The 18,588-nt window shown below is 45.7% G+C and carries 16 protein-coding genes; 14 read left to right on the top strand and 2 right to left on the bottom strand.

All coding sequences use genetic code 11. The features are described from left to right. Positions 1 to 239: 239 nt before the first annotated feature. The 5 genes from speE to argS all read left to right on the top strand — a co-directional run bounded on the left by speE (position 240) and on the right by argS (position 5,409). Positions 240 to 1,067 carry a polyamine aminopropyltransferase gene (speE, locus tag CZ434_RS12710; RefSeq protein WP_077623488.1) on the top strand — a complete coding sequence of 276 codons (828 nt, stop codon included), beginning with the start codon at positions 240 to 242 and terminating at the stop codon, positions 1,065 to 1,067. A gap of 14 nt (positions 1,068 to 1,081) precedes the next feature. Further along, complete coding sequence (gene speB / locus CZ434_RS12705; protein ID WP_077623487.1) at positions 1,082 to 1,966, top strand: agmatinase; 885 nt, start codon at positions 1,082 to 1,084, stop codon at positions 1,964 to 1,966. Positions 1,967 to 2,077: 111 nt separating this feature from the next. Continuing rightward, positions 2,078 to 3,151, top strand: a complete 1,074-nt coding sequence (locus CZ434_RS12700; RefSeq protein WP_077623486.1) for an AimR family lysis-lysogeny pheromone receptor — start codon at positions 2,078 to 2,080, stop codon at positions 3,149 to 3,151. A gap of 135 nt (positions 3,152 to 3,286) precedes the next feature. Further along, entirely contained in the window at positions 3,287 to 3,742 is a 456-nt protein-coding gene (locus CZ434_RS12695; RefSeq protein WP_077623485.1) for a YwiB family protein, read from the top strand. Beyond that, positions 3,739 to 5,409: an arginine--tRNA ligase gene (gene argS, locus CZ434_RS12690; protein ID WP_077623484.1), complete on the top strand. Its 1,671-nt coding sequence runs from the start codon at positions 3,739 to 3,741 to the stop codon at positions 5,407 to 5,409. The genes CZ434_RS12695 and argS overlap by 4 nt, the downstream gene beginning before the upstream one ends. 49 nt (positions 5,410 to 5,458) lie before the next feature. Here the strand turns inward: argS and CZ434_RS12685 are convergent, their stop codons facing one another. Next, entirely contained in the window at positions 5,459 to 5,725 is a 267-nt protein-coding gene (locus tag CZ434_RS12685) for a YrhK family protein (RefSeq protein WP_179107261.1), read from the bottom strand. Positions 5,726 to 5,901: 176 nt separating this feature from the next. Between CZ434_RS12685 and CZ434_RS12680 the strand changes: the two genes are divergently transcribed. Further along, positions 5,902 to 6,369 (top strand): KGG domain-containing protein, encoded by a 468-nt coding sequence (locus tag CZ434_RS12680; RefSeq protein ID WP_077623482.1) that lies wholly within the window; start codon positions 5,902 to 5,904, stop codon positions 6,367 to 6,369. A 102-nt stretch (positions 6,370 to 6,471) separates the two neighbouring features. Here CZ434_RS12680 and CZ434_RS12675 read toward each other — a convergent pair whose 3' ends face one another. Beyond that, positions 6,472 to 6,648: a XapX domain-containing protein gene (locus tag CZ434_RS12675; RefSeq protein WP_077623481.1), complete on the bottom strand. Its 177-nt coding sequence runs from the start codon at positions 6,646 to 6,648 to the stop codon at positions 6,472 to 6,474. 244 nt (positions 6,649 to 6,892) lie between these two features. Here CZ434_RS12675 and CZ434_RS12670 point away from each other — a divergent pair, with 244 nt between their 5' ends. The 8 genes from CZ434_RS12670 (at position 6,893) to icmF (ending at position 18,488) form a co-directional block, all read left to right on the top strand. Continuing rightward, a complete protein-coding gene (locus tag CZ434_RS12670) occupies positions 6,893 to 9,028 on the top strand; it encodes a heterodisulfide reductase-related iron-sulfur binding cluster (protein ID WP_077623480.1) in 2,136 nt (711 codons plus the stop codon). Positions 9,029 to 9,181: 153 nt separating this feature from the next. After that, positions 9,182 to 10,366: an acetyl-CoA C-acetyltransferase gene (locus CZ434_RS12665; protein ID WP_077623479.1), complete on the top strand. Its 1,185-nt coding sequence runs from the start codon at positions 9,182 to 9,184 to the stop codon at positions 10,364 to 10,366. 42 nt (positions 10,367 to 10,408) lie between these two features. Further along, entirely contained in the window at positions 10,409 to 11,260 is an 852-nt protein-coding gene (locus CZ434_RS12660; protein WP_077623478.1) for a 3-hydroxybutyryl-CoA dehydrogenase, read from the top strand. 15 nt (positions 11,261 to 11,275) lie between these two features. Continuing rightward, positions 11,276 to 12,415, top strand: coding sequence for an acyl-CoA dehydrogenase (locus CZ434_RS12655; protein ID WP_077623477.1), 1,140 nt, complete (start codon positions 11,276 to 11,278; stop codon positions 12,413 to 12,415). A gap of 22 nt (positions 12,416 to 12,437) precedes the next feature. Further along, positions 12,438 to 13,577, top strand: a complete 1,140-nt coding sequence (locus tag CZ434_RS12650; protein WP_077623476.1) for an acyl-CoA dehydrogenase — start codon at positions 12,438 to 12,440, stop codon at positions 13,575 to 13,577. Between the two features lie 82 nt (positions 13,578 to 13,659). Continuing rightward, the gene (gene meaB / locus CZ434_RS12645) at positions 13,660 to 14,595 is read left to right on the top strand and encodes a methylmalonyl Co-A mutase-associated GTPase MeaB (RefSeq protein ID WP_077623475.1); all 936 of its coding nucleotides are present in this window, start codon (positions 13,660 to 13,662) and stop codon (positions 14,593 to 14,595) included. Then, entirely contained in the window at positions 14,596 to 15,234 is a 639-nt protein-coding gene (locus CZ434_RS12640; RefSeq protein ID WP_077623474.1) for a TetR/AcrR family transcriptional regulator, read from the top strand. A 23-nt stretch (positions 15,235 to 15,257) separates the two neighbouring features. Then, positions 15,258 to 18,488: a fused isobutyryl-CoA mutase/GTPase IcmF gene (gene icmF, locus CZ434_RS12635; protein ID WP_077623473.1), complete on the top strand. Its 3,231-nt coding sequence runs from the start codon at positions 15,258 to 15,260 to the stop codon at positions 18,486 to 18,488. Positions 18,489 to 18,588: the final 100 nt, after the last annotated feature.

Genomic DNA, 18,588 nt, shown 5'->3' with positions numbered 1-18,588 from the left:
ACCAGTGGATAATCAAAGATGAATTGACAAAGGATAAGACAAGTTTTTTTACCAGTATTGGTAAATTACAGAATAATTAAACATGACAAAACACTTGCTTTTATGAAGGGTAATGTATAAGATTTTTTCAGATTACTTGGATGGTATGCTGTTTGAATGTGTCCCATTAAGTAAATACAATAGTACATAGTAACAATGGCCAGACACAATGATAATGAAGGAAAAGGGGTTATGGATAGATGGACTTGTGGTTTACGGAGAAACAGACAAAGGATTTTGGTATTACAGCAAAGATTAAACGCACGCTGCACTCGGAAAAGACGGATTTTCAGCAATTGGATGTCCTAGAAACGGAAGAATGGGGCAATATGCTTGTGTTAGATGGCATGGTCATGACCACTCAAAAAGATGAGTATGTTTATCATGAAATGGTGGCACATATTCCATTGTTCACTCATCCCAACCCAAAACATGTACTCGTTGTCGGTGGTGGAGATGGCGGGGTCATACGCGAAGTATTGAAACATGAGCAGGTTGAAAAAGCCACATTGGTCGAAATTGATGGCAAGGTGATTGAGTATTCCAAGAAGTATCTGCCTGAAATCGCCGGGAAGCTGGAAGATCCCCGCGTCGAGGTGAAAGTTGCTGACGGCTTCATGCATATAGCTGAAAGTGAGAAAGCTTATGACGTCATCATGGTCGATTCCACAGAGCCAGTCGGACCTGCAGTCAACTTATTTACGAAGGGATTTTATGCCGGTATTTCCAATGCATTGAAAGATGACGGCATTTTTGTGGCACAGACGGATAATCCCTGGTTTAAAGCCGATCTGATCAGCCAGGTGTACAGCGATGTGAAGGAAATCTTTCCAGTCACAAGGCTTTACACTGCGAACATCCCGACTTATCCGAGCGGTCTGTGGACATTTACGATGGGAAGCAAGATTCATGACCCTTTGAAGGTCAAAGAAGAACGGTTCTCTGATATAGAAACAAACTACTATACGAAGGAATTGCACTACGCTTCGTTTGCACTGCCGAAATTTGTAAAGGACCTAACGGAATAAGGAGGGGAATGACCATGCGGTTTGATGAAGCTTATTCAGGAAAGGTATTTATAATGTCGAGACAGGATGCCGAGGAAGCGGACGCCATTATTTACGGGATGCCGATGGATTGGACGGTCAGTTTCCGTCCTGGTTCTCGTTTCGGGCCGAATCGGATCAGGGAAGCATCGCTCGGATTGGAAGAATACAGTCCCTATGCGGATAAACATATGGAAGAGGTCCGTTATTTCGATGCAGGAGATATCCCGCTCCCGTTCGGCAACCCGCAGCGCAGTCTTGATATGATTCACGATTATGTCAAACAAATATTGGATAAAGACAAATTTCCGTTAGGTCTTGGCGGAGAGCACTTGGTTTCATGGCCGATATTTCAGGCAGTTTATGAAAAATATCCGGATATGGCCATTGTGCATATTGATGCACATGCCGATTTAAGAGAAGAATATGAAGGGGAAGCCTTGTCACATTCCACGCCGATCCGAAAAGCATGTGAACTGATCGGACCGGAAAATGTTTATTCATTTGGCATCCGCTCCGGGATGCGTGAGGAATTTCAATATGCTAAAGAGAGCGGCATGCACATGTCAAAATTCGAGGTAGCCGCCCCATTAAAGGAAATACTGCCAAAACTGAAAGGCCGGAATGTATATGTAACCATAGACATCGATGTCCTCGATCCAGCTTTTGCACCTGGAACTGGTACTGCGGAAGCTGGTGGAATCACGTCCAAAGAACTGCTTGAAGCGATCCAGCTGATCACCGACTCAGGCGTCCGCGTAGTTGGTGCTGATTTGGTGGAAGTCGCTCCTGTTTACGATCCGACAGAACAAACCGCCATAGCAGCCAGCAAGTTTGTGAGGGAAATGCTGCTCGGTTGGGTAGAAAAGAGTAAAGGATAAGGGCTGAGTGTTATTCCATCGGCGGAATAAAAGTATCTGTGCACAATTTGGTTATGTTACAATGGTAAGTAAATTGTTGTCGCTTTATGTCGCGAAATGGTAGGGATCTCAATGAAAGATATACAACGTAAAGAAAAGAGCTGTAATTGCCAGCAAGACAATAAATTGAATAACCTGGACCGATTCTTTGCAAATGGTGAAGAACCCGCTGTTTTTCATGTTTTTCAGTCGTTGACCGAAACAGCAGGCATACGAAATGCGATCGATTTGACAAAAGATTTCTGTCTCATGGCCTCAAGCCACCAGAACCGGCGTACCGGAATGGAGTTTTTATACAGTTATGGATTTTTGGAAGAGTTGGATAAGTTGATCGATATCAACCGCCACTCTGACAATGAGTTGAACCGTCGGTGGGGAGAGCTGTATTGGATTATCAATGAACGAAGGAAACGGAATCTTAACACGAAGGAATACTTGAAGCTGTTGTCAGGACTGGAGTTAGGCGAGTTGGAGCTTCAATGCCTAAGTGATTTCTTGAAGGTTTATGCTCATTTTGAACGGAAAGAATATGGGATGCTCGGGACTTATTTGGACCGCCTCCTTCTGGCAGTCCATGAAGTACAGGACCCTTTGCTGAACGAGTTGTTTTCTGTCCGTCTAGATGAAATCATGCTGACCTACCACTGGAAAAGAAATGAAATGATCATTGCCAGAAAGTATGGATATCGAATCCTGAATACGACCCACAGTTCCCGCAAAAAAATCGATATCCATAATACCATGGCGCTCGGATATCTTTTTGACAGTTACCAGCAAGCTATCGAGCATGCGAGAGAGGCCAAAAGAATAGCCCTTCAGACGGAGGATTTGACCGCTATACAGGGTGTCAATAATTTTACGATTCCTTTTATTTCGGCATATCATGGAGTCACCGAAGGAATAGAGACACCTGTCGAATCTGAAACAGCCCATCTTGCCCTTGCACGTGGCGACTATGAGACATGTGTCCGCATTCTTGCTGGTTTTGAACAATTAAGTCCGTTTCAGCAGTATTATCTTGGCAAAGCGCTTCAGGATAAGAACTTATTGGAAGTGGCGTACCGCAGGTTCATCCATGAGCGGAGCGATTACTTTTTTGCCAGACTGCCATTGTTGGAAATACAACGAACGAAGGCTCTTTCATGACGCTTCCAGGACAGGAAGCGTCTTTCTTTCCTGTACAGGCAAAATTAGTTGAAGAAAACTTGAGTTTTTGGGCAATCATTCTTATAATTAGTTATTTAGGAAGTAAGACTATCCCAAGTTAAGGGGAGATTGTTGTTGGCACCGAATAAAACACCAGTCCGAATCAAACTAACCACTGAAATACATGATCTTGGTAAGAAAGATGTTACAGTAGTCGAGGAAGAGGGCAACTTTTATCAAAAAGGGACTACCTCTGTCTTGATGTTTACCGAACGCAATGAAGAACAGGAAGATGTGCAGTCGCTTATTACCATCAATCCTGACAAAGTGAGCGTGAAGCGTACGGGGCCTGTGGATATGCATCAGACTTTCAAGAAAAAACAGATAACCGAGAATGTTTACCGCCATGCCTATGGTTCAATACATATGGAAACACATACAGATCAAATTACGTATCAGCGTCCGGATGAAAGAAACTATGGCAAGTTGTTTATCAGTTATACGACAAAACTGAATGGTGAAGGTAAAAGAAGGCATCGCCTGACACTCCAATTTAAGAAAATAGAATGGAAAGAGGAGGTTTCCCAATGAATATCATGCAGCAGACTCAGGGAAAATTGAAAGAAGAAATAGCCCAGGCTGTCATCAAAGCAGGTTTGGCAGAAGAAAGCGAACTCCCCGATATTGTCCTTGAACAGCCGAAGGACAAATCGCATGGCGACTATGCAACCAATATTGCCATGCAGCTGGCCAGGATCGCCAAGAAAGCCCCAAAACAAATTGCCGAGGATATTATCGGGCATTTTGACCAAACGAAAGCTTCCATAAAACAGATGGAGATTGCTGGTCCCGGTTTTATCAACTTTTTCATGGACAATCAGTATTTGACCAACTTAATCCCGACCATCTTGCAAGCGGGGAAAGATTATGGTTCAACAAATGCAGGCAATGGAGAGAAAATCCAAATTGAATTTGTTTCTGCCAATCCGACCGGTGACCTTCATTTAGGACATGCCCGTGGAGCTGCTGTCGGTGATTCACTTGGCAATATTCTCGAAAAAGCAGGTTACGATGTTTCAAGGGAATATTACATTAACGATGCCGGCAACCAAATTGCCAACCTTGCTCTTTCGGTAGAAGCCCGTTATATGCAGGCTCTCGGGAAAGACTGGGATATGCCGGAAGATGGCTATCATGGGAAAGATATCGTTGAGTTGGGGGAAAAGCTGGTCCAAGAATATAAGAGCGAGTGGGCTGATAAGCCGGAACAAGAAAGAATCGCATTCTTCCGGGAATATGGATTGAAATATGAATTGGAAAAGTTGGAAAATGACCTTTCCCAATTCCGGGTGCCTTTTGACAATTGGTTCTCAGAAACGTCGTTATATGAGGAAGAAAAAATCCAGCCGGCCTTGGATACCTTGAAGGAAAAGGGATATATCTTTGAAGAAGAGGGAGCAACCTGGTTCCGCACAACTGAATTCGGAGATGATAAAGACCGTGTGTTGATCAAACAGGATGGCAGCTATACCTACCTGACCCCGGACATTGCCTACCATAAGAACAAACTTGACCGCGGCTTTGACACGCTCATCAACATTTGGGGAGCGGACCATCACGGTTATATTCCGAGGATGAAGGCGGCTATCCAGGCGCTCGGGTATGATAAAGACACACTTGAAGTGGAAATCATTCAAATGGTCAACCTGTTCCAAAACGGTGAAAGAGTAAAAATGAGTAAACGGACGGGAAAAGCAGTAACATTGAAAGAGTTGATGGAAGAGGTCGGCATCGATGCAATGAGGTATTTCTTCGTGATGCGCTCCAGTGATTCCCATCTTGATTTCGATATGGATCTGGCCCGTTCGCAGTCAAACGAAAATCCGGTTTACTATGTTCAATATGCGCACGCCCGCATTTGCACGATGTTAAAACAAGCGGAAGAAAAAGGATTTTCCGTGTCAGCTGAAATAGATGGCTCTTTATTGACAGCCGAAAAAGAAGAAGAATTATTAAAACGTCTTGGTGAGTTTTCACAAGTGATCGAGGATGCTGCATCCAAGCGGACACCACACCGTGTCACACAGTATATTTTTGATTTAGCCGCTGCACTGCACAGCTTCTATAATGCAGAGAAAGTATTGGATGAAGAGAATCCGGAACGGACAAAAGCAAGGCTCGCCTTAATGGAATCGGTAAGAATCACCATTTCCAATGGCCTCAGCTTGCTTGGGGTGAGTGCTCCAGAACGCATGTAACAGAATAAAAACCGACAGGCAATCCAGCCTGTCGGTTTTTTTAGATGTTCTAGCTATTATTGATTTTCTTCACCCCGGAAGCATGGATGATTTTCAGAACCGGACGAATGAGAAGCTGGGCACTACCCAGGATGAAAAGAACTGTTCCCCAAGTTTGCGTCGATTTAAATAGAAACAGGATACTACCGATCAAGAACCATAAGCCGAGAGTAAGGTCATTGCTAAGCGAGATCAGTTTGTAATTCTTATTGAAAAAGAGTTGAGTTTTGCCCACTTGAATATCCAGGTACTTTTTCTGATCCTCGATTTTCGGCACGATAACAACCTCCTCTTTCTGATAAAACTCTATTTGTGTACCCTTTATAGATTAAGATAAAACAGAGTTTTCCTCTTAAAAAAAATTTGTCTATATATGTTTAGAAGTAAGAGAAAACGTCTATTAGAAGTAATGTAACAGATAATCAATTAACATTTAGAAAGGAGCTGTTAAGAATGGCTAAGAACAACAATAAAGACAACAATAGAAAGATGAGTCTTGAGGAAGCTGGTCAAAAAGGTGGTAACACTACAGCAAGAAACCACGACCAAGAATTCTATGAGGAAATCGGTCAAAAAGGCGGTAAGACCACTTCTAAGAATCATGATAAAGAGTTCTATCAAGAAATAGGACAAAAAGGCGGAGAAACTACTTCTCAAAACCATGACCAAGAATTCTATGAGGAAATCGGTCAAAAAGGCGGCGAGACTACGTCTAAAAATCATGACAAAGAATTCTATGAGGAAATTGGACAAAAAGGCGGAAATACTACTTCAAGAAACCATGACCAAGAGTTCTATGAGGAAATCGGTCAAAAAGGCGGTAACACTACGTCCGAGAAACATGGTGAAGAATTCTACGAAGACATCGGCCAAAAAGGCGGAGAAACTCGAGGCCGTCAGCGAAAAAACAATAATTCTTAATACAATTTAAGAATAGGTTTCGCGAGAAGGAGAGGAAGAAAGGGATTTCTTCCTCTCTTTTTTTGTTTGCGTAGATTTTACTCGTTTATTACGGTTATCAGGTTAAAAGATCCTTTGGAAAAACGGGCCGATCCACAGGAAAAGCTTAAAGCCAATATAAATGCCCACAATCCCCATAATCCCCGCCAATGCAGGAGGAGCAGGTATAGGGAGTTTCCCCCATGCAAAAATAAAGCCGACGACAGCCCCTGTCAACAGGGAAAGTATCACTTCTTTCATCTTTATCTCCTTTCTACAGTCAATCCGAACTTAACTTTTTAACTGTAAACAGAAGTATTATAACCCAAGTCAGCGAAATTAATTATTGACTGAATGTTCATTCATAATATAAAGTAATAGTATAAATGCAGTGTTGATAAGATATTAAAAGAGGAGCAAGAGGGTTGATCAAACGTTTGTTCAACTTCTATTCCAAGACCGGATCAAAAGGGAAATGTACAAAACAGACAAGGGGGAGAAACAGATGGATGGGCTTATGCTGTTAAACTGGCTATTGTTTATCGGAGTTACTAGTTATGGATTATATTTGTTTGTCCGGGTTGTGATGACAAGGATTGCCTATATCAAACTAGGAAAGAAGGAACAGTTCGACTGGGATATCAAACAGCGGCTTCACAAGATATGGATCTATGTATTCGGGCAGAAGAAATTATTGAAAGATAAAAAATCCGGAATCATCCATGTGATGATGTTCTATGGATTTATCCTTGTCCAATTCGGGGCTGTCGACTTCATTGTCAAGGGCCTTGCACCTGGGAATCACCTTCCACTCGGACCGTTGTATCCTGGCTTCACATTTTTCCAGGAGCTCGTCACTCTGATGATTTTAGTCGCAGTTGTATGGGCTTTTTATCGTCGTTACATTGAAAAGCTTGTCCGGCTTAAAAGGGGCTTTAAAGCAGGGCTTGTACTAGTGTTCATAGGGACTCTTATGTTGTCTGTATTATTGGGAAATGGCATGGAGTTGGTGTGGCATGGTCATGCCGGTGGATGGACAGAACCTGTCGCGACCACAATTGCAAGCGCTTTCTATTGGCTGTCACCTACAGCAGCGGCGGTCATTTTCTTTATATCCTGGTGGGTGCATTTGCTGGTTTTGTTAAGTTTTCTGGTTTATGTGCCGCAATCCAAGCACGCCCATTTGCTGGCAGCGCCAGTCAATGTGTTTTTAAGCAGAGAAACGCCGGCAGGAAAGTTGAAGAAAATCGACTTTGACATCGAAGAGGGACAGGAAGAAGAGGTATCGTTCGGGGTAGGGAAAATAGAAGAGTTCCACCAGAAACAGATGATTGACCTTTATGCCTGTGTGGAGTGCGGCCGGTGCACGAATGTCTGCCCGGCAACCGGAACAGGAAAAATGCTGTCGCCAATGGATTTAATCATCAAACTGCGTGACCATTTGACTGAAAAAGGGGCCGCTGTCACCGGACAAAGTCCATGGGTGCCAAGCTATGCGTTTGCTAACACAGAAGGAAACAGACTCGCCAAAATGGCACGTGACTCCCGGACAGCAAGAGAAGAAGCAGCAGCTGGCATAGAGACCGTCCAGAATGCAAGTTTGATAGGCGATGTTATCACAGAAGAAGAGTTGTGGGCTTGTACGACGTGCCGCAACTGCGAAGATCAATGCCCTGTGATGAATGAGCATGTCGATAAGATTATCGACCTCCGCCGCTACCTGGTTTTGACAGAAGGAAAAATGGATCCAGATGCACAGCGGGCCATCATGAATATAGAGAGGCAGGGAAATCCATGGGGACTGTCGAAAAAAGAAAGAGACAACTGGCGGAATCTGGATTCACAGATTTCTATTCCAACTGTGAAAGAATGGAAGAAATCCGGTGAAGAATTTGACTATTTATTCTGGGTGAGCTCTATGGGGGCATATGACAATCGCAGTCAGAAGATCGCCTTGGCTTTTGCCAGATTGATGAACGATGCAGGAATCAAGTTTGCCATATTAGGCAACAAAGAAGCTAACTCGGGGGATACGGCAAGACGAATCGGAAACGAATTTTTGTTTCAGGAACTTGCTGAGAAAAACATCAAAGAATTTCAGAAACACAATGTCAAAAAGATTGTAACGATCGATCCGCATGCATACAATATTTTCAAAAATGAGTACCCGGATTTTGGTTTGGAAGCCGAAGTTTACCACCACTCCCAACTGCTATATGACTGGGTTCAGTCAGGTCTCCTTAAGCCGACAAAGGAAATCAACGAAACATTGACATACCACGATTCCTGTTATTTGGGAAGATACAATGGTGTTTACGATCCGCCAAGGGAAATATTGAAATCCATTCCAGGTATCCGTTTAGTAGAAATGGATCGCAACAGAGAAAACGGGATGTGCTGCGGGGCCGGTGGGGGACTGATGTGGACGGAAGAAAAAACAGGCAACCGCATAAACGTTGCCCGTACCGAGCAGGCTTTGAAGGTGAACCCTACCATGATTTCCAGCGCCTGTCCGTTCTGCCTGACCATGTTGAGCGACGGCACCAAAGCAAAAGAAGTGGAAGAAAACATCGGCACCATGGACATAGCCGAAATCCTGGCATTGTCTGTGTGTACACCGAAAGCGGAAGCGACTGTGTAGCGTTTCAGAAGACGAGCCTCATGCAAAGCGCGAGCAGCAGATGGCTAGTAAATCAAGAGGAACGGATCCATGATCGGTTCCTCTACTTATGAAAGAGAATTGAGCGAGTGTTCAATGGTTTTTTTGTAAGCGTTATCAAAAGGGGGTCGTTATATGGAGTATGCGGTCATTTTGGCGGGGGCGAGGACCCCGTTTGGAAAACTGGGGGGCGCACTTTTCTCTTTATCTGCTGTACAACTAGGCGGAATAGCAATCAAGGCGGCGCTTGAACAAAGCCGGCTGGACCCTGAAACGGTCAATGAGGTGATAATGGGGACAGTTCTCCAGGGTGGCCAGGGACAGCTTCCGTCGCGACAGGCTGCCAGAGAAGCCGGTATTTCCTGGACAGTGAAAACAGAAACAATCAACAAAGTATGCGCGTCCGGGTTGAGAAGCGTGACGATGGCCGACCAGCTGATCAGACTTGGTGATGAACAAATAGTGATAGCGGGCGGCATGGAGAGCATGAGCAATGCTCCGTACTTTTTGCAAGATGCAAGATTTGGCTATCGAATGGGCGACAAGACTATCAAGGATATGATGATTCATGACGGACTCACTTGTTCTTTTACAGGTGTTCACATGGGTGTTTACGGTAACAGCACAGCAGAAGAAATGGGAATAACCAGGGTCGCTCAGGATGAATGGGCCTACCGGAGCCATATGCGGGCAGTCCGTGCCATCAAGAAAGGGATTCTGGAAAAAGAAATAGTCCCTGTCAAAATAACGAACAGGAAAGGGGAGACCATTACCGTTTTCCGGGATGAATCCCCGCGAGAAGATACAACGGTAGAAGCACTCCAAAAGCTTCGTCCCGTATTCGATTCTGAGGGGACAATTACTGCCGGAAATGCACCGGGTGTAAATGATGGTGCTTGTGCGATGGTGATTGCATCTGAAACTGCTGCCTTACAACAAGGACTCACGCCTTTGGCAAAGATTTTGGCACATGAAGAAGTGGCAGTAGATGCAAAAGATTTTCCAAAAACACCCGGCTTAGTCATTAATGCGCTATTGAAAAAGAGCAAAAGATCACTACAGGAGATTGACTTGTTTGAAGTGAATGAAGCATTTGCAGCGGTATCACTTGCCAGCGAAAAAATCGCCGGACTTGATGTGGAGAAGGTAAACGTCAATGGGGGCGCTGTCGCACTCGGACATCCGATTGGTGCCAGTGGCGCCCGGATCGTCCTGACATTGGCACATGAACTTAAACGGCGGGGTGGAGGCCTGGGAATCGCAGCCATCTGCAGCGGCGGCGGCCAAGGTGACGCTCTGTTGATAGAAGTATCCCCATAAGTGGTTGATACGGATAGTAAAGAACGGAAGGGAGAACGGCCGATGAGTATTTCGAAGGTAATGGTGATAGGAGCCGGACAAATGGGAAGCGGAATTGCCCAAGTTTGCGCGCAATCAGGATACGAGGTACTGCTGTATGATGTTTCCGATATCTCATTGGATAACGGAATGGCCAGGATTGAGAACCAAATCAACCGCTCGGTGGTGAAAGGGAAGATATCCGGTCAGGATGCAAAAGAAACACTGAAGAGACTTCAACCTGCCTCAGGACTAGATGCCGTCAAGAGTTGCGATATTGCGATTGAAGCAGTCGTCGAAAATATGGAAGTGAAGAAAAAACTATTTACAGACTTGGATGAAATGGCACCGGCCCATGCAGTTCTTGCCACGAATACTTCCTCCTTGCCTATCACAGAAATCGCCGCTGCAACGGAACGTCCTTCTCAAGTGATCGGGATGCATTTTATGAACCCTGTCCCTGTCATGCAACTGGTCGAAATTATAAGGGGTCTGCAGACGAGTGACCAGACATATGAGGCAGTCAAAGGAATGGCCGAACGGCTCGGCAAAATATCTGTCCAAGTCAATGATAATCCCGGTTTTGCAGCGAACCGGATTCTGATGCCGATGATCAATGAGGCAATCTATGCTGTATATGAAGGCGTTACCTCGCCTGAAGACATTGATAACGTGATGAAACTGGGGATGAATCATCCGATGGGCCCATTGACATTGGCTGATTTTATCGGACTTGATACATGTTTGTATATCATGGAAGTACTGCATGACGGACTTGGGGACAGCAAATACAGGCCTTGTCCATTGCTTCGCAAATATGTGAAAGCTGGCTGGCTCGGCAGGAAATCCGGACGTGGGTTTTACAGCTATCAATAAGAGGAGGAAAAGGATATGGAATTCGCCTTTACGCCTGAACAACAAATGATGCGAAAAATGGTCCGTGACTTTGCCGAGAAAGAAGTGGCCAAAGAAATCCCGCGAATGGAACAAGAAGACCGGTTTCCGATTGAACTGGTCAGCCGGATGGGTGAAATCGGTTTAATGGGCATCCCGGTCCCGGAGAAATACGGTGGTAGTGAGATGGACTTTCTCTCTTATATTATCGCCCTTCATGAGCTTTCCAAAGTCAGTGCGACAATAGGCGTGATTTTATCTGTCCATACCTCTGTCGGCACCAATCCCATTCTCTATTTCGGAAATGAACACCAAAAGCAAAAATACCTTCCGAAGCTTGCTTCAGGTGAATATTTGGGTGCATTCGCTTTAACAGAACCTGGCGCAGGATCAGATGCTTCCAGTCTGAAAATGACTGCAAAAAAATCTGGAAGCAATTATATCCTGCAAGGCACAAAGATGTTTATCACCAATGGCGGAGCTGCAGATACCTATATTGTCTTTGCGAGGACCAGCCAAGAAGGAGGGTATAAAGGAGTCAGCGCCTTTATCGTGGAAAAAGATGCACAAGGACTCACTATCGGCAAGAAGGAAAAGAAAATGGGCCTCCACGGGTCAAACACGGTTCAGCTTCTTTTTGATAACTGTATCATTCCCGCTGAGCAGTTGATCGGAAAAGAAGGAGAAGGCTTCAAAATCGCAATGGCCAACTTGAATACAGGCCGGATCGGAATTGCTGCACAGGCTCTGGGAATCGCGGATGCCGCGCTTTCCTATTCAATCAGATATGCCAAAGAGAGGATCCAGTTTGGAAAGCCGATATCCGAGCAGCAGGGCGTTTCTTTTAAGTTGGCAGATATGGCAACACAGGTAGAAGCAGCTAAACTATTGACCTATCAAGCAGCAAGCCTGCGGTCACAGGGAAGAGAATGCGGAAAGGAAGCATCGATGGCCAAACTGTTTGCATCGAAAACGGCCATGGAGGCAGCCATTGAGGCTGTCCAAATTTATGGCGGATATGGTTACACAAAAGAATACTCTGTGGAAAGGTTGTTCCGTGATGCCAAAATTTGCGAGATATATGAAGGAACGAGCGAGATTCAACACATGGTAATCAGCAAAAAGATTTTACAATAGATCATAATAGGGAGGGACAGGAATGAATTTCCAATTAACCGATGAACAAGAAATGCTCCGGACCATGGTCAGGAACTTTGCGAAGAAGGAAGTCGAACCTACAGCTGTCGAAAGGGACGAAGAAGAACGCTTCGACCGTGCGATTTTCGATAAAATGGCTGAGCTGGGATTGACTGGTATCCCCTGGCCGGAGCAATATGGCGGCATTGGGGCTGATTATGTCAGTTATGTAATCGCCGTGGAGGAATTGTCCCGTGTGTGCGCCTCGACAGGTGTGACGCTGTCTGCCCACATCTCCCTGGCTAGCTGGCCGTTGTTTAAATATGGTTCAGAACAGCAGAAGCAGACATTTCTCAAGGAACTCGCCAGTGGAGAGAAGCTCGGGGCATACGCCTTGTCAGAGCCTGGTGCGGGAAGCGACGTAGCGTCGATGAAAACAGTCGCCAAAGCGGAAGACGATGAGTACATCCTGAACGGGAATAAAGTTTGGATCACCAATGGAGGCGTGGCTGATATCTATATCGTTTTTGCCAAGACAGACCAATCTGCCGGGCACCGGGGAATCAGCGCTTTGGTGGTGGAAAAGGGAACGCCTGGTTTTTCATTCGGGAAAAAAGAAAGGAAACTCGGCATCCGCTCCTCCCCGACAACTGAATTAATATTTGAAAACTGCCGGATACCTAAACGGAATTTGCTTGGTAAAGAAGGGGAAGGATTCAAGATTGCGATGAGCACTTTGGACGGCGGCCGGAATGGTATTGCAGCACAGGCCCTGGGTATAGCTCAGGGGGCACTTGATGCAGCTGTTGACTACGCAAAAGAACGTGAACAATTCGGTAAACCAATTGCCTCCAACCAAGGGATTTCTTTCAAATTGGCTGACATGGCCACGGAAATCGAAGCGGCACGTTTGATGACTTACCAGGCAGCATGGCTTGAGTCAGAAGGAAAGCCATATGGAAAAGCATCAGCCATGTCGAAGTTGTTTGCCGGTGATGCTGCCATGCGGATCACCACGGATGCTGTCCAGGTTTTTGGAGGATATGGATACACAAAGGACTATCCTGTAGAGCGTTATATGCGTGACGCCAAAATCACGCAAATTTACGAGGGGACGAATGAAATTCAGCGCCTCGTTATCGGTCGCATGCTGACGAAGTAAAATCAGAAAATGTGTACAGATATTTTAAAGCCTGGCTACCTGAATGAGAATGATTAAATGCTGATAGAAAGGAACCGGCTCTATGCATGAACTAGCTGACAGGGTGAAAAACAAGGATATACGGGCACTGGCAAGGGCCATTACCATGGTGGAAAATGACCATCCAGATAAATTGGCGATGATGAGCGACATTTTTTCGGTGCCAAACAAGGGCCACTTTATAGGGATTACAGGTTCACCCGGCGCAGGGAAAAGTTCGCTCGTCAATCAACTGATCGGCCATGTCCGTGATATGGGATTAACGATTGCTGTGATTGCTGTAGACCCTTCCAGCCCATTTAGCGGAGGTGCGTTGCTTGGTGACAGATTCCGGATGAACAGGCATTTTTCCGACAAAGGGGTGTTTATCCGCAGCATGGCTGCCCGTGGAAGTCTGGGCGGTTTAGCCCGGGCGACAAAGGATGCCACTCGGATCTGCAATGCGTATGGGTTCGATGTTATCCTGGTGGAAACCGTCGGGGTCGGCCAGTCGGAGCTGGATGTAATGAAGGTGGCTGATACCACTGCGCTCGTCATGACGCCTAACAGCGGGGATGTATTGCAGATTTTCAAAGCTGGCATCATGGAAATTGCCGATCTGTTCGTCATTAATAAAGCGGATTTGGCAGGAGTGGAAAAACTTGAAACGATGTTGAGTGAATTTATCAAGTTGATGGGAGAACCGGTTTACAGGCCACCCATCATCCGCACCATCTCGACAGAGAACAAGGGACTTGACTTGTTATGGAAAGAAATCATTTCCCATAGGCAATTTCTTGAAAAGTCCGAGCATGGCAGACACCAACGAAGGATAAAGCACGGACACGAAGTGAGGGAATTGATGAGAGAGGTAATCTGGCGTGAGGTTCAACATTTTCTGGAGGGGAATGAAACGTTTGATAAAGAACTGGAAAAAGAGGATCCCTATCAATTAGCCTCCAAGTGGGTTGAGCGTTGGCTTACGGAAAGGAGAAAATAAATGCTGTCCAAAAAAGTGACCTCTTCGATAAAGGACCAGGAACTGATCCAGCTGCGCCGGCAGCAGATGATCAAAGGAGCTGTTTCCCTTTTCAAGGAAAAAGGCTTCCACCGGACGACCACAAGGGAAATAGCTAAAGCCTCCGGTTTCAGTATCGGCACACTGTATGAGTATATCCGCACCAAAGAAGACATTCTTTACCTTGTCTGTGATTCTATCTATGAATGTGTTAGGGACCGGATGGAGTCTGCTTTTGACCTTCAAGCAGGATCAGCAGATAAGCTTGTGGAAGCAGTCAGATCATACTTTTTGCTGATGGACGAAATGCAGGATGAAGTAATGATCATGTATCAAGAAATGAAATCGCTAACAAAGGAAGCCCGTGAATATGTCTTGCAAAGAGAAAAAGAAATGGTGTCCATGCTGGAACGAGTAATCACAAATAGTGTCGAGACACCAATGACCCGAGCTGATGTCACATTGATCGCCAACAATATTTTCATCCAGGGACAGATGTGGAGTTTTCGCAGATGGATGTTGCAGAAGGATTTTACGATATCCACCTATATCGAAAAACAGATCGATTATTTGTTGAAAGGATTGCACGCTGCTGGAAACGCCATGCCAAAACTCGGTTGAAAAGGGGAAGGGGGAGCAAACAGATGAAAATGTATAAGCCGGAGTATCCGATCCGATTTGTTACAGCGTCAAGTTTATTTGACGGCCATGATGCCTCGATCAATATTATGAGAAGAATCCTGCAGTCTAGTGGGGCGGAGGTAATCCACCTTGGACATAACCGGGCTGTCGATGAAATTGTCCATGCCGCCGTACAGGAGGATGTCCAGGGGATTGCCATTTCATCCTATCAAGGCGGTCATGTCGAATATTTCAAATACATGATTGATTTGTTGAAGGAACAAGGGATGGAACATATCCGGGTGTTCGGCGGGGGAGGCGGTGTCATTCTTCCGCGTGAAATGAAAGAACTGCATGCCTATGGGGTTGCAAGGATTTTTTCTCCAGAAGATGGACGGCAGATTGGACTGCAAGGCATGGTCGATTTCATGCTGAAGGAATGCGATTTTCCTACACCGCTCCGGTTGCAAGAAGAACTGACACAGCTCAAGACTGGCAGCCATCGTGCGCTTGCCCGCTTGATCAGTTATGTGGAAAACCATCCTTCAGAAGAGCAAGCTGCTGCATTGGAGACTGCCATGAAAACGGCAACAGAGAAAACAGTACCTGTCCTCGGGATTACTGGAACGGGAGGCGCTGGCAAAAGTTCGTTGACAGATGAGCTGATCCGGCGGTTTATCAACGAAATACCCGATAGGAAAGTGGCAATATTTTCTATAGACCCGACGAAAAGGAAAACGGGTGGTGCATTGCTTGGGGACAGAATCCGGATGAATGCGATATTTTCCGACCGAGTTTATATGAGGTCACTTGCCACAAGGGATTCCAACACAGAGCTATCAAAAGCAATCTCCCCGGTTATAGATATTGCCAAAGCAGCTGATTTCGACTTGATCATTGTAGAGACAAGTGGAATCGGCCAGGGGAATGCCGCGATCACCGATATTTGCGATATATCCATGTATGTCATGACAGCTGAATACGGTGCTCCTTCCCAGTTGGAGAAAATCGATATGATCGATTTTGCGGATTTTATTGTGATCAATAAATTTGAACAAAAAGGATCAGAGGATGCATTGAACCAGGTCAGGAAACAGTTTGAACGGAGCAGAATGTTGTTCCATCAAGATAAACAGGACTTTCCGGTGTTCGGCACGATTGCCAGCCAATTCAACGATCCCGGAACGAATAATTTATTTGCAGCGGTCCTGGAGAAACTGAAAGAGGATTATGGATGGGAGTACGTGACATCCCTGCGAACGGATGCCAAGGTCGAAAAGCAGAATATCATCATTCCGAATGACAGAAAACAGTATTTACGCGATATTGCAGCAATTGTTAAAAATTACCACAAGCATGCTGAACAGCAGGCAGATACTGCCAGGAATTTGTACCGCCTAAAGGGAGCGATGGAACTTGTTGAACAGGAGGCGGTTAAAAAAGAACTGGCTGAATCAATTGCCGGGGAAGAACAGAATCTCGACCAGAATAACAAGGAGCTCCTGGACGGATGGGATAACACAAAAGCGAGTTATCAGGAAGACCAGATGCAGTTCCAAGTCCGTAACAAGCAGATTACTATGGAATTGAAAACAGAGAGCTTATCAGGCCTGAAAGTGCCTAAAGTCGCTTTTCCCTCTTACCAGGATTGGGGTGACAGGCTCCTCTGGCTGTTAAGGGAAAACGTACCCGGAGCTTTCCCGTTTACAGCCGGTGTGTTCCCGTTCAAACGGAAGGGCGAAGACCCGAAGCGGCAGTTTGCCGGCGAAGGTACACCGGAGCGCACGAACCGCCGCTTTCATTATTTGTCAAAGGACGATGAAGCAAAACGGTTAAGTACTGCATTCGATTCTGTCACATTATATGGGGAAGACCCCGATGAGCGTCCGGACATTTATGGCAAAGTCGGAGAAAGCGGTGTGAATGTTTGCACATTGGAAGACATGAAAAAATTGTATGCCGGCTTCGACTTGCTCGATCCGAAAACATCTGTTTCGATGACGATCAATGGTCCTGCGCCGATTATCCTGGCGATGTATTTCAATACGGCGATCGACCAGCAGATCGACAAATTCAGGGCGGCGGAAAAACGGGATCCGAATCAGGATGAATTGGAGCAGATAAAAAGCGAGACGCTTGCTACAGTAAGGGGAACGGTGCAAGCGGACATATTGAAAGAGGATCAAGGGCAGAATACGTGCATTTTTTCAACTGAATTTGCCCTAAGGATGATGGGGGACATCCAACAGTATTTTATCGACCATCAAGTAAGAAATTACTATTCCGTCTCTATCTCGGGTTATCACATCGCCGAAGCGGGAGCGAATCCGATTTCCCAGCTGGCATTCACGCTCGCAAATGGATTTACTTATGTAGAATACTACCTGAGCAGGGGCATGGACATTAACAAATTTGCCCCCAACCTGTCTTTCTTTTTTTCCAATGGTCTGGATCCGGAGTATACGGTCATCGGCCGTGTTGCCAGACGAATCTGGGCGATTGTGATGAGGGAAAAATACGGGGCGGATGAAAGAAGCCAAAAGTTGAAATACCATATCCAAACATCGGGCAGGTCACTCCACGCCCAGGAAATCGACTTCAACGATATTAGGACGACACTGCAAGCCTTGATCGCCATCCAGGACAATTGTAATTCCCTTCACACTAATTCCTACGATGAAGCGATTACGACACCGACAGAAGGATCGGTCCGACGGGCGATGGCTATACAAATGATTACAACAAAAGAGTTTGGTTTGACGAAAAACGAAAATTCCCTGCAAGGTGCCTTCATCATTGACGAACTGACAAATATGGTAGAAGAAGCCGTCTTGGCAGAATTCGAAAGGATCAACGACCGCGGCGGTGTTTTGGGGGCAATGGAGCGTCAGTACCAGCGTGGGAAAATCCAGGAAGAATCCCTTTATTATGAAGCGAAGAAACATTCCGGGGACCTGCCGATCATCGGAGTCAATACGTACTTGAATCCGAATCCGCAACCGGCAGACCAAGTTGATTCGATGGAGCTGGCAAGAGCCACCAAGGAGGAGAAATCCCATCAAATCGATGAGCTCCGCAAGTTTCAGAAGGCGCATGAAGATGAAGCTGCTGCCGCGTTGGAAAAACTGCAGCAAACCGCCGCATCTGGCGGGAATGTCTTCGCAGAACTGATGGAAACCGTGAAAACCGCAAGCCTCGGCCAGATCACCCATGCACTTTATCAAGTAGGGGGTCAATACCGCCGCAATATGTAACTTCCGGCAGCACTTCTAATATTGCATTTTGAAAATGATAACCATATAATGTATGGGAGGCTTTACCACATAGGTTAAACAGCTATCATAAGGGTATAAA

Origin of the sequence: Sediminibacillus massiliensis (assembly GCF_900156915.1) — a bacterium.
Lineage (GTDB): Bacteria > Bacillota > Bacilli > Bacillales > Amphibacillaceae > Sediminibacillus_A > Sediminibacillus_A massiliensis.
Note: the sequence above shows the minus strand (reverse complement) of the source record. Positions and strands in the feature narration are given on the sequence as shown.

Bases quoted from the DNA above. Each gene is read 5' to 3' on its own strand.
- speE (WP_077623488.1), top strand. From the start codon at position 240: ATGGACTTGTGGTTTACGGAGAAACAGACAAAGGATTTTGGTATTACA.
- speB (WP_077623487.1), top strand. From the start codon at position 1,082: ATGCGGTTTGATGAAGCTTATTCAGGAAAGGTATTTATAATGTCGAGA.
- CZ434_RS12700 (WP_077623486.1), top strand. From the start codon at position 2,078: ATGAAAGATATACAACGTAAAGAAAAGAGCTGTAATTGCCAGCAAGAC.
- argS (WP_077623484.1), top strand. From the start codon at position 3,739: ATGAATATCATGCAGCAGACTCAGGGAAAATTGAAAGAAGAAATAGCC.
- CZ434_RS12680 (WP_077623482.1), top strand. From the start codon at position 5,902: ATGGCTAAGAACAACAATAAAGACAACAATAGAAAGATGAGTCTTGAG.
- CZ434_RS12675 (WP_077623481.1), bottom strand. From the start codon at position 6,648: ATGAAAGAAGTGATACTTTCCCTGTTGACAGGGGCTGTCGTCGGCTTT.
- CZ434_RS12670 (WP_077623480.1), top strand. From the start codon at position 6,893: ATGGATGGGCTTATGCTGTTAAACTGGCTATTGTTTATCGGAGTTACT.
- CZ434_RS12665 (WP_077623479.1), top strand. From the start codon at position 9,182: ATGGAGTATGCGGTCATTTTGGCGGGGGCGAGGACCCCGTTTGGAAAA.
- CZ434_RS12660 (WP_077623478.1), top strand. From the start codon at position 10,409: ATGAGTATTTCGAAGGTAATGGTGATAGGAGCCGGACAAATGGGAAGC.
- CZ434_RS12655 (WP_077623477.1), top strand. From the start codon at position 11,276: ATGGAATTCGCCTTTACGCCTGAACAACAAATGATGCGAAAAATGGTC.
- CZ434_RS12650 (WP_077623476.1), top strand. From the start codon at position 12,438: ATGAATTTCCAATTAACCGATGAACAAGAAATGCTCCGGACCATGGTC.
- meaB (WP_077623475.1), top strand. From the start codon at position 13,660: ATGCATGAACTAGCTGACAGGGTGAAAAACAAGGATATACGGGCACTG.
- CZ434_RS12640 (WP_077623474.1), top strand. From the start codon at position 14,596: ATGCTGTCCAAAAAAGTGACCTCTTCGATAAAGGACCAGGAACTGATC.
- icmF (WP_077623473.1), top strand. From the start codon at position 15,258: ATGAAAATGTATAAGCCGGAGTATCCGATCCGATTTGTTACAGCGTCA.